Source organism: Micromonospora sp. NPDC000121, assembly GCF_042899165.1.
Lineage (GTDB): Bacteria > Actinomycetota > Actinomycetes > Mycobacteriales > Micromonosporaceae > Micromonospora.
Map to the genome: position 1 here is coordinate 42,977 of NZ_JBIAZP010000012.1, position 14,707 is coordinate 57,683.

Consider the following 14,707-nt stretch of genomic DNA (forward strand, 5'->3'; position numbering starts at 1 on the left):
ATCGGTTGCACAGACACTAACGACGAAGCTTCGACGGGTCAACATGTCTCGGCGGCGGTCAGGCGGCGGGACCGGTCGAGGCGCGGAGGGTGAGTTCGCCGTCGAGCCGGATCTCCTCGGCCGGCTCACCCGAGCCGCGGCGCTGCAGCAGTTCCACTGCCACGTGCCCCAACCGCTGCACCGGAGCGGTCACGGTCGTCAGCCGGGGCGTGACGGTGCGCGCCAGCAGCACGTCGTCGCAGCCGATCACGCTGCGCTCCTCCGGCACCCGCACCCCGGCGTCGGCGAGCCCCGCCAGGACGCCGCACGCCATCAGGTCGTCGAACGCGAAGGCGGCGGTGCAATCGGTGTCCAGGAGCGCCCGCGCCGCCGCCAGCCCGCCCTCGAAGGACGCCGCGAAGGGCCCGAGGTCGACCAGCGTCACGTCGGACCGGACCGCCCACGCGTGGATCGCGTCGGCCCGCTGGCGTGCCGCCCACGAGGCGGAGGGGCCGCGCATCAGGGCGACCCTGCGGTGGCCCAACTGCTCCAGGTGCCGGCCGGCGGCCTGCAGGGCGCGCGTGTTGTCGCAGGTCACGCCCGGCAACCCTCGGATCCGCCGGTTGATGACGACGCAGGGCAGGTCGTTCACCTTGTCCTTGAGCCCCGACGAGGACCGGGGCGACGCCAGCAGCAGGCCGTCGACCTGGCCGGCGAGGTGACGGATGAGCTGGGGCTCCGCGGCGGCTCTCTCCTCCGTGTCGACGAGCAGCACGGAGGAGTCCAGCTTGTCGGCCGCCTGCTGGATGGCCCGGACCAGGGGCGGGAAGAAGGGGTTGGTGATGTCCGGGACAAGCAGTCCGATCAGGCCCATCCGCCCGGTCACCAGCCCGCGCGCGGCCTTGTTGGGCTGGTAGCCCACCTCGCGGGCCGCGGCGTGGATGCGTTCCCGAAGCTCGGCGTTCACCACGTGCGGCCGGCTGAAGGCACGCGAGACGGTCGACGCGGACACGCCACACGCCTCTGCGATCGAGTAGATCGTGGGCCGCTTCATTCGGTCCTCCTGTTTCGGGGCTGTCGCCGCGCTCGCTGAATGTGAAGCGTGCCGCTACTCTAGCCACCGACACGGCATGCAAGCGATTGCACCAGGAGGGGTCGGATGACGGCTGAGGCCCGGGTCCAACTCGAGAACGTGATCCTGCCCTTCTGGCTGCGCCACGGCGTCGACGAGCGGCGGGGCGGCTTCCACACCTGCTTCGACAACCGTGGCCGCCGGCTCGTCTCCAGCGAGAAGTTCACCTGGTCGCAGGGACGGTTCGTGTGGTTGCTCGCGCGAGCGGCCCGGCTGGCCACGGACGGGCTGCTGGACGTCGACGCCGACCGCCTGGTGGCACTGGCCGAACGCGGCGCCCGGTTCCTCGCCGACCACGTGGTCCGGCCCGACGGCACCTGCCACTTCGTGGTCACCACCGACGGCACCCCCACCTCGGGTCCGGCCGGCGAGACGCACAGCGTCTACGCGGACTGCTTCGTCGTGATGGGGCTGGCCGAACTGGCCCGTACGACCGGCTCGACGGCGTGGCTGGAGGTCGCCGAGCCGCTGCTGGCCCGGGCGACCGAGGACATCCGGACGAACCGCGCCGCGACGCCGCCGTACGCCGTCCCCGACGGGCATGTCGCCTTCGGCCCCCGGATGATCCTGCTCAACACCCGCCTGGAACACGCGCGGGCCCTGCGCCACCTCGACCGGATGACCGCGGACACGCTGGCCGACCTCGCCGCCGACCGCGACGCCATGCTCCGCCACCGCACGCCCGACGGCACCTTCCGGGAAATGATCCCCGACCTACCCGACGACACCTCCCTCGTCGCCCGGCACCGGGTCCCGGGGCACGCCCTCGAAGGCGTCTGGGTCGCCCTGGAGGCGGGCGACCTCCTCGGCGAGAGCGACGAGGTCACCGACGCCGAACTGCTGACCAGCGTCGACGCCCTCTGCGCATCGGCCTGGGACAGCCAGCACGGTGGGCTCTTCCGTTACGTCGACGCCGAGGGCGCCACGCAACCGCGCGGCACCGGGGGCGACACGCCCTACGAGCGGCTGGTCCGGTCGACCTGGAGCACGAAGCTGTGGTGGGTGCACACCGAGGCGGCGTACACCACGGCCCTGGCCGCACACCGCTACGGCGACGGCAACGCCGGGCGGTGGGCGGAGCTGATCTGGGACTACACCCTCAGGACGTTCCCCGGACGGGACGAGGGCGAGGAGTGGGTCCAGATCCGCGACCGCAGCGGACGCCCGCTCGACCAGGTCGTGGCGTTGCCGGTCAAGGACCCCTTCCACATCGCCCGGAACCTCATGCAACTGGTCGAACTCGGTGCCGAGGTGCCCGTTGACAGCCACCGCTGACACCGATATCACCGTCCGCGACGCCCGGGTCAGCTTCCGGGAGATCGACCTGGACCAGCCGTTCATGATCAGCGGTCGCGCCATCACCTGGTTCACCCTCGCCCTGGTCGACGTGGTCGCCACGAACCGCCGTGGCGAGGCCGCGACCGGCCGGGGCGCCTCGGTGCTCTCCGTCCCGTGGTCGTGGCCGACATCGCAACTGGACGTCAGAGGACGCGACGCGGCCCTGCGCCGCCTCACCGAGCGGTTCGCGCACGCCGCGCTGGGCGGCGAGCCGGCCGACCCCGTCGCCACGTGGCTACGGCTGCACCAGACGGTGGCCGACGCCGGCGCCGCCGTCGAGGACGTCCCGCCGGCGGAGTCGATACCGCGGCTGGCGGCGCTGCTGTGCCTCGGCGCGGTCGACAACGCCCTGCACGACGCGTGGGCCCGCGCGGCGGGCCGCCCGGCACACACCATGTACACCCGCGACCACCTCGCCCACGACCTCGGCGCGTGCGTGGATCCGACGTTGGCCGGCCGGTACCCGGGTGAGTTCCTGACCGAACCGCGACGGCGGCTGCCGGTCCAGCACGTGGTCGGCACCTCCGATCCGCTGCGGCCGGGCGACGCCGGCGACGCGCGGTCCCTGGCGGAGTGGCTGCGCCGCGACGGCGTACGCCATGTGAAGATCAAGGTGTCGGGCCGCGATCCCGACGCCGACGCGCGGCGGATCGCGGAGGTGCATCGGGTGGCGTCGGCGACGGGGGACGTGGCGCTGTCGGTGGACCCCAACGAGGGCTACCCCGGGCCGGCGGCACTCGGCGCGATGCTGGACGCCCTGGCGGCGACGGCGCCCGACGCCTTCCAGGCCGTGACCTTCGTCGAGCAGCCGTGGCCGCGGGACGCCCGCCCGGATCCGGCCGCCGTGCGGGAGCAGAGCCGGCGCAGGCCGGTGCTGATGGACGAGAGCCTGCACGACCCGGCGCAGCTTCGCCACGTGCGGAGCGACGGCTGGTCGGGAGTCGTGGTGAAGGCCGGCAAGGGCCAGACGCCGGCCCTGCTCACGTACGCCTTCGCCCGCGCGCACGGGCTCTTCGTGACGATGCAGGACCTCACCGCGGTGGACGCGGCCCTCGCCCACTCGGCCCGCCTGGCGAGCGTGTTCGACCTCTCCGCCCCGCATCTGGAGTACAACAGCCGCCAGTACGCGCCGACCGGCAACCGGGACCTCGCCGGTCGGCAGCCGTCCCTGGTCACCGTCGACGAGGGCGTGATCGTCCTCGACGAACCAACGGCCGGCATCTACTGACGCCTCGCCGAGCGCGATTCCGAGGAGGAAGACCCATGACCCGCGTCGCCCTGCTACCGCCGGACGAAAGACCCAACACCCGTGGCTACGCGGTCGCCATCGGGGCGTGCGCCGGGGTGGACGTCGTCACCCCACCCCCCGCCGCGATGCCGTCGTTCCGTCAGCCGGCGGACACCGCGGCCCTGGCGCGGTGGCTCCGGAAGGTCGCCACGGAGGTCGACCACGTCGTCGTCTCCCTGGAGTTGCTCGTCCACGGCGGACTGATCCCGTCGCGCAACACCGACGACCGGATCGGGCAGGTGCTGCCCCGCCTCGACGTGCTGCGCGAGATCGACGTGCCGGTCACGGCCTTCGGCGTGGTGACCCGGCTGCCGTCGTACGACAACGCCGCCCGCTCCCGACAGGAACCGGCCTACTGGGCCACGCACGGGGCGCGGCTCGGCGCGTTGTCGACCGTCTGGGACGCGCACGACCTGGGCGAGGCGACGGCCGAGGCGGTCGCCGCCGCCCGTGGGCAGGTGCCGGACGCCTACGTGACCGACCTGGTGCGACGGCGTGCGCGCAACCACGCCGTGCTGCTCGCCGCGTTGGAGATGGCCTCCGACGGGATCCTGGACACCCTCGTGATCTCGTCCGACGACACCGCGCCGCGGGGGCTGCCGGCGGCGGAGCGGCGACAGGTGCAGCGCTGGATCGAGCGGCTCGGCGTCGACGTCCTCACCTACCCCGGCGCCGACGAGGTGCCCAGCGTGCTCGTGGCGCGCGTGGCGGCGCAGGCCCGGGGGGTCACCCCGAAGATCGCCGTCGACTGCCCGGACGCGGACGGGCTGGACCGGATCGCCCCGTACGAGGACCGTCCCGTGCGGCTCGGCCTCGCCAACCAGGTTCGTGCCCTCGGAGCCGTGGAGGTCGCGGACGCCGACGAGGCCGACCTGGTGGTCGTCGTGCACCCGCCCGCGCCGGAGCCCGGCGACTGGGTGCTCGACCCACCCGACGCGTCGGCCGACACCGGCTGGACCGCCGTGGCGGACGCGGTCGCGGCCCACGTCGCCGCGGGGCGCCGGGTGGCCGTGGCGGACATCCGCTTCGCCAACGGCAGCGACCCGCAGTTGCTCGCCGGACTCGACGACCGGGGTCTGCTGGGCCGCCTCGTGTCCTACGGTGGCTGGAACACCGCGGGCAACACGATCGGCACCACCCTCGCCGCCGGTGTCACGCCGGCACTGTCGGCCACCCCGCACGCACAGGACGCCCGCGACCGGTTCCTCGCCCGCAAGATCATCGAGGACGGGCACTACCTGCCGGTCGTACGGCGACGCCTGCAGCACGAGGCGGCGCAGCGGGGACTGACCGACCCACCGCTCGACGAGCTGCCCGACGTGCACGCCCGGATCACGCGGGATCTGCACGAATGGGCGACCAGCACCCGGACGCTCTCGGGCTGGACCGTGACGAACGCGCGGCTGCCCTGGTCGTACACCTTCACCGTCGACTTCGACCTGACGCCGCCGGGCGGGGCGGCAACCTGACCGGTTGCCGCCCCGTCGGCGGTGCCGCCGCCGTCACATGCCGGCGCACTGCCCCAGGCTGTCACCGGTGACGCTGTTGGGCTCGCCCCGGTCGGTCGGTTCGCTGTCGTTCCCGGTGCAGGTCAGCGATCCCGCGATCCGGTTGCCCGACAGCACCACCCAGCCGCCGGTGCCGGCCACGCTCACCGCGCCGCGGACCTGGGACCGGCGGAGCCAGACGGCGCGGGCGTGGTCGGCCTCCACCTCGCCCTGCAGGTGTGAGTCCTCGACGAGCACGGCCGCGCCGGGGCGGACGACGATGTCGCCGCGGACGTCGGCATTCCGGACACAGGTCGTCCCGGCCGTGACCGTGAGCTCGCCGTGGTGGGTTCCGGTGACCGTCCGGTCGCAGGCGGGCGCCACGGGCTCCGGCACCCAGCGGTGCAGGGTGCTGCCACGGTTGTAGTAGTAGGAGCCGTTGCGGTCGATGGCCAGGTTCGCCATCCCGGTCTGCAGGACCGTCATCTGCAGGGTCGCGGGGTCGATCTCGAAGAGCCGGCCGGTCGAGGTGCCGACGAGCTTCCCGTGGTGCCAGAACAGCTCCCGGCCGGTGGCGTAGATCTTGCTGTCGTCCACCCCGAAGTAGGTCTTGCGGAACACCACCCTGCGGGTCTCCGGGTCGAACTTGAACAGCGCGTTCGCGGTGAAGCCCCACAGGTTGCCGTCGTCGTCGAAGGTGAGGGCCGAGACGTTCTCCTCCCCGGGGACGGGCACGGTCTCGAACACCACCTTCCCGGTCGCCGGGTCGAACACGAACAGCTTGCCCTCGCTGGTGGTCGGTTCGATGCCGATGCCGCCCCAGATGCCGGTGCCGCCGTAGACGAGGCCGTCCCGGTAGGCCAGGGCGAGCGGGCTCTGGTCCTTGACGACGTCGCGGAACACGCGCAGGTCGCCGGTCGACGGGTTGAACAGGGACAGCGCTCCCCCGAGTTGCCCGTAGTCCGGCATCGAGGCGATGGCCACGACGTCACCGGCGCTGGCCCAGCCGACGGGCCGGTCCTGGTGATTGCCCAGCGAGATGACCCGGTCGCGGTCCGTCACCGGGTTGGTCGCCGGATCCCACGGCCGGGTGGTGTCGTAGGCGTAGATCCGCGCTCCCGGATAGGTGCCGAAGACGAGATGGTCGCCGTGGGCGACGAGCCCCTCGGTCTGTCCGACGCCGTTGAGCGGCTCGGTCGCGCCGCTGTCCACGTCCACCCGGGCGATCCCCGGCGGGGATCCGTACCCGCCGACGTAGACGTCGCCGCGCGGTCCGGTCGCCATCGACCGGATCAGGAACGGCGTCAGCTCCGCGTCGGCGCGCACCACGGCCGTCCGCCCGGTGGCGGGGTTCCAGGCGTGGAAGATCGACTTGCTGGTCGCGGTCACCACGGACGTGCCGGGGAACCCGTCGGTGCCCAGGTCCATCAGGGCCCAGCCGCGGGCCGCGGAGCCCTGGAGGTTCATGGAGATCCGGCGCTGCTGCCGGGTGTCGAGGTCGTAGGCGATCACCGCACCGTCGATCGGCACGATCAGCGCCTCGCGCCGGCGCACGCCGCTGTCCTCGGTGCTCACCTCGGGAGACACCGCCAGACCCACGACCTGGGGTACGACGTCCACCCACGCCTGCTCGGCCAGCGAGTAGACGAGCAGGTCGGTCGAGGGCGTCGGCCGGGCGAACAGGAGCCCGCCGGAGACGGTCACGTCGTAGAGGAAGGTGTCGGCCTCGTGCCCGGGTGGCAGCGGGATCTCCTGGATCTCACCGGTGTGCGTGTCGAGGCGGGTGAGGCTGGCCCGCAGCGCGCCGCCGCCGGCGTAGACGTACCGGCCGTCGGAGTCGATGCTGCGCACGTAGATGTTGCCCGCGACCTGCACCCCGTAGTCCTGCCACTGCCCCGTGGCCGGGTCGTAGGCGATCACCTTGCCGTCCGGATAGGTGCCCCACACCGGCCGGCCGCGGTCGTCGAGGGTCGCCGACCACAGGTGCGTCTGACCGAACGGCGCGGTGGCGACGAGTTCGAGGGTGAGGTCGTCCGGGTCGAACCGCCACACCTCCCCCTTGGTCTGGGTGCCGATGTAGATGTCGCGGTCGGCGGTCGTGACGAACGACCAGGACATGATCACGTTCGGCATCGTCCGGCTCATCAACCGCGCACCGGTCACGATGTCCACCGCGCTGAACGTCGAGGGGCTGCCGCCGCCGATGACCACCCCGATGTCCCGTCCGGCCGAGTCGGTGGTGTAACCCGCGCCGGCGTTGGTGATGCCGGCGATCGGCCTGCCCAGATCCTGCTCGACACCGGCCGGCGGCTGTGGAGCGGGGCCGGTGGCGGCGAACGCGACCGAATCGACGAGGCCGTCGGCGGTGCCGACCGAACTGGAGTAGATGACCGGCTCCGCGCTGACCGCGTTGGCCGGCGCCGGGAACGTCGCCGCCTGGCGGTCCCAGGCCCCGAGTGCGGGGCGCAGCACCTGGTAGGGCTGGGCGATCCGGGCGCCGGCGGAGTCGTAGAAGTAGACCGTCGGTTGCAGGACGCCGCTGGCGAGCTTGAGGTCCATCGAGAACGTGTAGTTCGTGCCCCCGGTCACCGGTACGCGCGCGGGTCGCAGGCCGGCGCCGGCAGTCGTGCTCGCGTCGCGTACCCGCAGGCTCCGGGCACCGTCGCTGGCGTCGGTGTCGTCAAGGGAGTAGTACTTCTCCGAGCCGGCGAACAGCGGGGACCAGCTCGCGGGCAGGCCGTCCGGCCCCACCTCCTCGAAGCTCGCGTTCGCCAGCAGGTTCCCGCTGGTACCCGCGGTCACGCCGGTCGTACCGGCGCTCGCGGGTGGCGCCAGGAGCGCCACGGGCGCCAGCACCACCGCGCCCAGCACACACCGGGCCCAGGCCCGGCTCCGTCGGTTGTCGCTCACGACCACTCTCCCTTCAGTCCGACGCACTGCCCTGACACCTGCCCGGTCACCGTGTTACGGACGCCGTCGTCGGTCGGCGCCCAGCCGTTCTCCGCGCAGGCGAGCGCGCCGTCGACGGTGTTGCCGGACAGCAGCACGCTTCCGCTGGTACCTGTGATGGACACCGCCCCGTCGACGCGGGACCGGACGATGCTCACCACCCGGGCCTGGTCCGTGGTCACGCCACCGTGCACGTGGGAGTCCTCGATCCGGACACTCGCCCCGGCGCCGACCTGGATCGGGCCGTTGACCACCGCGCCGGTGACACAGGTCTTGCCCGCGTCGACCCGGAGCGGGCCGTCGTGCGTACCGGTGACCGTCGCGTCGCAGGCGCGGGGATCGTCGGCCGGTTCCCAGCGGAACACGTTGGTGTTGTTCGCGACGTAGATCGTTCCGTCGCGGTCCATGCCGGCGATGCGGACGTCCCGCTCCAGGACCAGCCCGCGGTCGAGGGTCCGCGGGTCGAACCAGAACAGCTTCCCCCCGGCATTGCCGTAGAAGCGGGCGTCGGCGGCCCGGTAGAACAGCTCGGTGCGGAAGCCCCACAGGTTGCCGTCGGCGAACCCGGCGTCGAAGGACCGGGTGACGGCGCGGGTGCGCGGGTCGAACTCGAAGACGGTGCCGTCCCCGACCAGGCCCCACACCATGCCGCCCGGGCCGGCGGCGAGCGCCTGGACCACCTCGCCGCCGCCCACCACGGGGGCGCTCCAGACCTTCTCGCCGGCCTCGACGTCCCAGACGAACAGTTCGGCCCGATCCTGCGTCGGGGTGCTCGACAGGCCGCCGTGGATCGAGGTGCCACCGACGACGAGCCCGTCGACGGTGGTCAGCGCGGTCACGCTCTGGTCCGGCACGACGTCGCGATGGAACTGGTACGCCCCGCTGACCGGGTCGAAGACCACGAGCCCGCCGCCGAGTTCCCCGTAGTCGGGGACGGTGCCACCGACCACCACGTCCCCCGCCGACGCGAGCGTCACCGGCCGGTCCTGCCCCAGCTCGGCGCGGCCGAGCGAGAACAGGTGCCGGGGGTTCCTGCCCCAGTCCCAGGCGACGTCACCGCCGACCTCGCCCGCGTAGTACTCCGCGCCGGGGTAGCTGCCCACCACGATCCGGTCGCCGTGGGCGATGATGCTGTCCCCCTGCTTCGGCCCCGACAACTGCTCGAGCTGTCCGGTCCCCCGGTTGACCCGGGCCATGACGCCGGCGCTCAGGTAGGCGCCGAAGTACGCGTTCCCGTCGGGGCCGACGCCGACCGAGTGGACCGTCGCCGGGGTGCTCTGGATGACGTTCGGCAGGATGTCGCCGGTACGGTTCTGCAGGTTGTACCGCCAGATCGTGCCGTCTCCGCGCATGCCCACCAGGGTCGTGCCCGGGAACTCCGGGGTGCCCAGTTGCATCGGCTCGAAGGCGCGGGTGGTGCCGAGCGCCGCGGCGAGTGGGCTGTCCTCCCAACCGATGGACGTCGTCTGCCGGGCGGCGATGTCGTAGCCCTGGATCTTGTTGCCGGAGGCGTAGAAGAATCGGCCGTCCACGGCGCCGCGGGTCATGTGGCCGAAGGCGATCGGCTGCCCGACCGTGTCGGCGCAGCACCAACGCCCGGCGGACAGGTCGTAGACGAGGTGGTTGCGGCCGTCCAGGGTCGGCGAGTACTGCACGAACACCAGGTCGCCGTGCCGGGTGACGCGGTTGATGAAGCTGGCGCCCGTCGCCACCGGCTCCGGCAGCGGGATCTCGGTCTTCGCGCCGGTCGTCGGGTCGAGGCTGAACAGGTGCGGGACCGCGCCCGTGCCGACCCAGAGCTTGCCGTCGACCTCGTCGAAGCCCCAGGCGTAGTCCCCGTCGCTCGTCATACCGCCGTAGTCACGGAACGCCCCGTTGGCGGGATCGTAGGAGTAGACCTTGGCGTCCGGGTAGGTGGTGCCGTAGAGGATGCCGTTCCTGATCAGCAGCGTCCGCAGCATCCCCTCACCGACCACCCCCGTGGCGACCTGGGTCACCTGGTCGGTTGCGGGGTCGTACCGCCACAGGGTGCCGTCGTTGGGCGCCCGGACGCTGAGGTAGACCAGCCCGGAGTCGTCCACCACCACGGCGCTGGCGACGGTGTAGCCGGGGAACGTCGTGGTGTGCAGCAGCTCGCCGGTGCGGGCGTCGACGGCGTTGAAGCTCACCGGGGTGCCGTCGCTGAAGCCGTAGACGACGGGGGTGCCGTCGGGGCGTACGTCCATCGCCGCGAGCCGCACGTTGGCGGTGTACATCGAGCCGAGGTCCGCGAACTCGGCCATCGGGTCGTGCGCGGCGGCGGCGCCGCTCGTCTCGGGTACGGGTGAGGCGTGTGCGGGCGCGGTGAGCGCGGCGAATACCGCCGCGCACAGGAGCAGGGCGGGTAACGCCCTGCGGCGGATGCGTGGGCCGGGTCTGGATGAACCTGGCATGGTGTCACCTTTCGGTCGACGCGGGACGGGAGGATGGGCGAACGGGGGGCCGGCCCGCGCGCCGGGGCGAGCGGGCCGGGGTGGGCGCTACTGGTCTGTCGTCGCGGGATCGAAGCGGTAGACGTGGGTGGCGTCGGCGAAGTAGATCCGGCCCTGCCCGTCCATCGCCGACTCCCGTACGCCGGTCTCGACGAGCACCTCGACCGCCAGGGTCGCCGGGTCGAACCGGAAGAGCCGGCCACCGGCGTTGCCGTAGAAGCGGCCGTCGGCCGGGCGGTGGTACAGCGACGAGACCCTGCCCCAGCCGTTGGTGTTGCGCAGGCCGGAGGCGACCGACCGGAGCACCGTCCGTCGACCCGGGTCGTACGCGAAGATGGTGCCGTCGTCGGCCATCCCCCACAGCGTTCCGTCGGGGCCGAACTCGAGCTCGTGGATGACCGTCGCGCCCGGCACCACCACGGCGCTCCACGCGAGCCGGCCGGCGGCCACGTCCCAGGCGAACAGCCGGGCCTGGTCCTGCGTCGGCTCGCTGGACAGCCCCCCGTGGATCGACGTGCCGCCGTAGACGAACCCGTCCCGGTACGCGAGCGAGACGACGCTCTGGTCCTCGACGACGTCGCGGTGGACCTCGGCGGCCCCTGTGGCGGGGTCTACCAGGGTCAGTGCGCCGCCGAGCTGCCCGTAGTCCGGGACGCTGCCGACCGCGAGCCGCTCCCCCGCCGAGGTCATGGCGAAGATCCGGTCCTGGAAGTGCGGCTCGCCCCGGCCGAGTTCCAGCACCTTGCGCGGGTTGGTGCCCCAGGCCCAGGGCTGCGCCGGATCCCCGGTGTGCACGACCGCGCCCGGGTAGGAGCTCACCGCGATCGTCCCGTGGTGGCTGACGATGGCGTCGGCCTGCTTGGGCCCGCGAATCTGCTCGACCTGCTGCGACTCCTGGTCGATCCGGCTCATCACGCCGCTGCTGAGGTAGGCGCCCATGTACACGGTTCCGTCCGGGCCCACGCCCATGCTGTGCGCCCCGGCCGGTGAGCCCAGCACGTCGGCGGGGACGAGGCGGGACCGTCCGGTGGCGAGGTTGTAGTGCCAGAGGCGCCCGTCGGTGTCGATGCCCACCACGGTCTCGCCGGGGAAGAGCGGTTCACGCAGGTCCACGACGCTCATCCCGTACGTGCCCACCGCGTCGGCCAGTTGGGCCGGCAGGGCGCTGTCCTCGAAGCCGGTCGGGACGCGGCGCCGGGCGGGCACCTGGTAGCCGATGAGGTTGCCGCCGGCCATCAGGTAGAAGGTGCCGTCGCGCCCCTGGGCGGTCGGTTCCGCGCCGAAGGTGTTGCCGATGACCTCGTCGAGCCACCGCGCGCGCTTCAGGTCGTACACCGCCAGGTCGTAGGTGCCCCGGGGGGACAGCCGCACGAAGACCAGGTCGTCGCGGGGCTCGATGCCGATGAACCAGTCGGTGTTGTCGAGCAGGGGCGCGGGCACCGACATCTCGGTGGCGTGGCCGGACTGCGGGTCGACCTGGTAGAGGTGGGGCACCGGGCCGGTGCCGGCCCAGACCCTGCCTGCCACGATCCCGACCGAGAAGACGTAGGCGGCGTCGGTGGTGAGGCTGCCGTAGTCGCGGAACCGGCCGGTCGCCGGGTCGTACGACACGAGCTTCGCGTGCGGGTAGGTGCCGAAGTAGAGCACGCCGTTCGCGTCGAAGGTGGCCGAGTAGAGGGCGGTCTCCCCGGCGATCCCGCCGAGGTGCTCCAGTTCCATGGTGTCCGGGTGGAAGCGGAACACGGCCGCCGGCGTGGGGGCGCGTACGGAGAAGTAGACGGTGCCGTCGGACGCCAGCTCCACCCACCCGCCGACGGTGTAGCCGTCCAGCGGGATCGCCGTGATCCGCCTGCCGTCGCGGGCGTCGACGACGGTGAAGCTGGCCGGTGTGCCGTTGGAGATCGCGTAGGCCACCGGCGTGCCGTCGGGCAGCGTGCCGAACTCGGCGTTGCGGACGTTCACGGTGTAGAGCGCCGGTCCCAGGTCCGTGACCTGGCCGGCGGTCGCGACGACGGCGGAGGGGCGGGGCGCCGCCGGGGTGGCGGTGGTCGTCAGCAGGAGGAGCGGGAGGCAGGCGGCGAGGACGACGGACCCTCGCCGGAGTCCGTTGCGCAGGAGGGATCGCATGGGCACCTCTTCTGTGCGTCCGGATTGCGCGGGAGACGCTGCAATCGATGGCAGAGACAGGTGGAAGGGCGTGCCGCCGAGCGCGTGACGCCCTTTACTTGAGGCCGCTCATCATCACGCCGCGGACGAAGAACCGCTGCAGGAGGACGAAGACCAGGACGGTGGGGAGGAAGGTGATGACGGAGGCGGCCATCGTGGTGGCCAGTTCGGTGTCCTGCTCCTGGAGGGTGTTCAGACCCACCGTCAGCACGTAGTTGCCGGGACTGCGCTGGGACACCAGGGGCCAGAGGAAGTCGTTCCAGTGCCACAGGAAGACGAAGGTGCCGAGGGTGGCCATGATCGGTTTGGTCTGCGGCAGGATGATCGACCAGTAGACCCGGAACTCGCTCGCGCCGTCGATGCGGGCCGCCTCGATCAACTCGTCCGGGATCTCCTGGATGAACTGCCGCATCAGGAACATGGCCTGGGCGTTGGCGATGGTGGGGACGATCATCCCCCACATCGTGTCGAGGCCCCCCATCTCCGACACCATGATGAACAGCGGGATGAGCGTCAGGTGCCCCGGCACCATGAGCATCGCGACGAACAGCCAGAAGACGAACTCCCTGCCCAGGAACCGCTTCTTGGCGAACGCGTAGCCCGCCATCGAGGCGAAGAGCAGGACGAGCACCACCGACGCCAACGAGTAGACCGCCGAGTTGAGGGCCCACTCGTACACCTGGTTGCTGCCGAGGGCGTCGGCGTACGCGTCGAACGAGATCCTGTCCGGCAGCAGCGAACCCGGCAGCTCCACGCCCTCGTTGGGTTGCAGGGACAGCACGAGCATCGCCCAGAAGGGGAAGAACGTGACCACCGCGCAGAGCGCCAGCGGAACGTGCATCCACAGGGCCCGGCGCCGCCGGTGGGGGCGCCGCACCGGGCTGGGTGGTGTGCTGGTCACTGGTGGGGCGGGGGCCTGCGCGACCGTGGTGCTCATGCCGAGGCCCCCTTGTTCATCAGGCGGTGCTGGATCAGCGAGGTGATGAGGGTGATGACCAGCAGGACGACGCCGGCGGCGCTGGCGTAGCCGAAGTCGAAGTAGCCGAAGCCCTGGTCGTAGATCATGTACGTCAGCGAGTAGCTCGCGCGTACCGGACCGCCACCGGTCATCACGTAGATGGTGTCGAACACCTGGAAGGATCCGATGATCTCCAGGACCAGGACGAAGAAGAGGGCGGGCTTCAGCAGCGGCAGCGTGACGTGCCAGTAACGTCGCCGCCACCCGGCCCCGTCGACGTGGGCGGCCTCGTAGTACTCGTTGGGGATGGCGAGCATTCCGGCGAGCAGGATGAGCATGTTGTAGCCGAAGCCCTTCCACGCGCTCACGATCGCCAGCGCGGGGATGACCATGGCCTCGCTCTGCAACCAGCCCACATCCGGGATGCCGACGAGGTTGAGCAGCCAGTTGAGCGGACCGTCGACCTCGAAGATCCACACCCAGATGATTCCGGACATGACCGTGCTGGTGACGACCGGGAGGAAGAAGATGGAGCGGTAGATGCTCATGCCGCGCAGGGTCCGGTCGCAGAGCGTCGCCATCGCCAGGGACACACCCATGCTGAGCGGGATGGTGAGCAGGGTGTAGTAGGCGGTGACCTTCAGCGAGTTCCAGAACAGCGAATCGCCGAACAGCCGGGTGAAGTTCTCCGTCCCCACGAAGGTGAAGGTGCCGGCGATCCCGTAGTCGCCCAGGCTGAGGAACATGCCCATGACCGAGGGGATGATCCGGAACACCAGGAAGAGGAGGACGTACGGCAGAATGAACACGTAGCCGGCGAAGGCGGCCCGCGAGCGCCACCAGGGCCTTCTCGCGCGTCGTGCCCCCGACTGCGGCACTGGCTGAACTGTCCCTACGGCCTGCTCGCTCACCACACCTCCTTCGGTGGTGGTCGCAGGC

At 71.7% G+C, this 14,707-nt stretch carries 9 protein-coding genes; 3 read left to right on the forward strand and 6 right to left on the reverse strand.

What is annotated here, in order from left to right:
- Window positions 1–58 precede the first annotated feature (58 nt).
- Window positions 59–1,033 carry a LacI family DNA-binding transcriptional regulator gene (locus tag ACFY23_RS27150; protein WP_350680824.1) on the reverse strand — a complete coding sequence of 325 codons (975 nt, stop codon included), beginning with the start codon at window positions 1,031–1,033 and terminating at the stop codon, window positions 59–61.
- 105 nt (window positions 1,034–1,138) lie between these two features.
- Between ACFY23_RS27150 and ACFY23_RS27155 the strand changes: the two genes are divergently transcribed.
- The 3 genes from ACFY23_RS27155 to ACFY23_RS27165 are packed head-to-tail and all read left to right on the forward strand — an operon-like array spanning window position 1,139 to window position 5,206.
- Window positions 1,139–2,386, forward strand: coding sequence for an AGE family epimerase/isomerase (locus tag ACFY23_RS27155; RefSeq protein ID WP_350680822.1), 1,248 nt, complete (start codon window positions 1,139–1,141; stop codon window positions 2,384–2,386).
- On the forward strand, window positions 2,370–3,677 hold the full coding sequence (locus ACFY23_RS27160) for an enolase C-terminal domain-like protein (RefSeq protein WP_350680820.1): 1,308 nt from the start codon (window positions 2,370–2,372) through the stop codon (window positions 3,675–3,677). Before ACFY23_RS27155 ends, ACFY23_RS27160 begins: the two co-directional genes overlap by 17 nt.
- 35 nt (window positions 3,678–3,712) lie before the next feature.
- Window positions 3,713–5,206 (forward strand): DUF4127 family protein, encoded by a 1,494-nt coding sequence (locus ACFY23_RS27165; RefSeq protein ID WP_350680818.1) that lies wholly within the window; start codon window positions 3,713–3,715, stop codon window positions 5,204–5,206.
- Window positions 5,207–5,239: 33 nt separating this feature from the next.
- Here the strand turns inward: ACFY23_RS27165 and ACFY23_RS27170 are convergent, their stop codons facing one another.
- The 5 genes from ACFY23_RS27170 to ACFY23_RS27190 all read right to left on the reverse strand — a co-directional run bounded on the left by ACFY23_RS27170 (window position 5,240) and on the right by ACFY23_RS27190 (window position 14,679).
- Window positions 5,240–8,134, reverse strand: coding sequence for a hypothetical protein (locus ACFY23_RS27170; protein WP_350680816.1), 2,895 nt, complete (start codon window positions 8,132–8,134; stop codon window positions 5,240–5,242).
- A complete protein-coding gene (locus ACFY23_RS27175) occupies window positions 8,131–10,605 on the reverse strand; it encodes a hypothetical protein (protein WP_350680814.1) in 2,475 nt (824 codons plus the stop codon). Before ACFY23_RS27175 ends, ACFY23_RS27170 begins: the two co-directional genes overlap by 4 nt.
- Window positions 10,606–10,692: 87 nt before the next feature.
- On the reverse strand, window positions 10,693–12,771 hold the full coding sequence (locus tag ACFY23_RS27180) for a hypothetical protein (RefSeq protein WP_350680812.1): 2,079 nt from the start codon (window positions 12,769–12,771) through the stop codon (window positions 10,693–10,695).
- A gap of 94 nt (window positions 12,772–12,865) precedes the next feature.
- The gene (locus tag ACFY23_RS27185) at window positions 12,866–13,747 is read right to left on the reverse strand and encodes a carbohydrate ABC transporter permease (RefSeq protein WP_350680810.1); all 882 of its coding nucleotides are present in this window, start codon (window positions 13,745–13,747) and stop codon (window positions 12,866–12,868) included.
- On the reverse strand, window positions 13,744–14,679 hold the full coding sequence (locus tag ACFY23_RS27190) for a sugar ABC transporter permease (protein WP_350680808.1): 936 nt from the start codon (window positions 14,677–14,679) through the stop codon (window positions 13,744–13,746). The genes ACFY23_RS27185 and ACFY23_RS27190 overlap by 4 nt, the downstream gene beginning before the upstream one ends.
- Window positions 14,680–14,707 lie beyond the last annotated feature (28 nt).

Bases quoted from the DNA above. Each gene is read 5' to 3' on its own strand.
- ACFY23_RS27150 (WP_350680824.1), bottom strand. From the start codon at position 1,033: ATGAAGCGGCCCACGATCTACTCGATCGCAGAGGCGTGTGGCGTGTCC.
- ACFY23_RS27155 (WP_350680822.1), top strand. From the start codon at position 1,139: ATGACGGCTGAGGCCCGGGTCCAACTCGAGAACGTGATCCTGCCCTTC.
- ACFY23_RS27165 (WP_350680818.1), top strand. From the start codon at position 3,713: ATGACCCGCGTCGCCCTGCTACCGCCGGACGAAAGACCCAACACCCGT.
- ACFY23_RS27175 (WP_350680814.1), bottom strand. From the start codon at position 10,605: ATGCCAGGTTCATCCAGACCCGGCCCACGCATCCGCCGCAGGGCGTTA.
- ACFY23_RS27180 (WP_350680812.1), bottom strand. From the start codon at position 12,771: ATGCGATCCCTCCTGCGCAACGGACTCCGGCGAGGGTCCGTCGTCCTC.
- ACFY23_RS27185 (WP_350680810.1), bottom strand. From the start codon at position 13,747: ATGAGCACCACGGTCGCGCAGGCCCCCGCCCCACCAGTGACCAGCACA.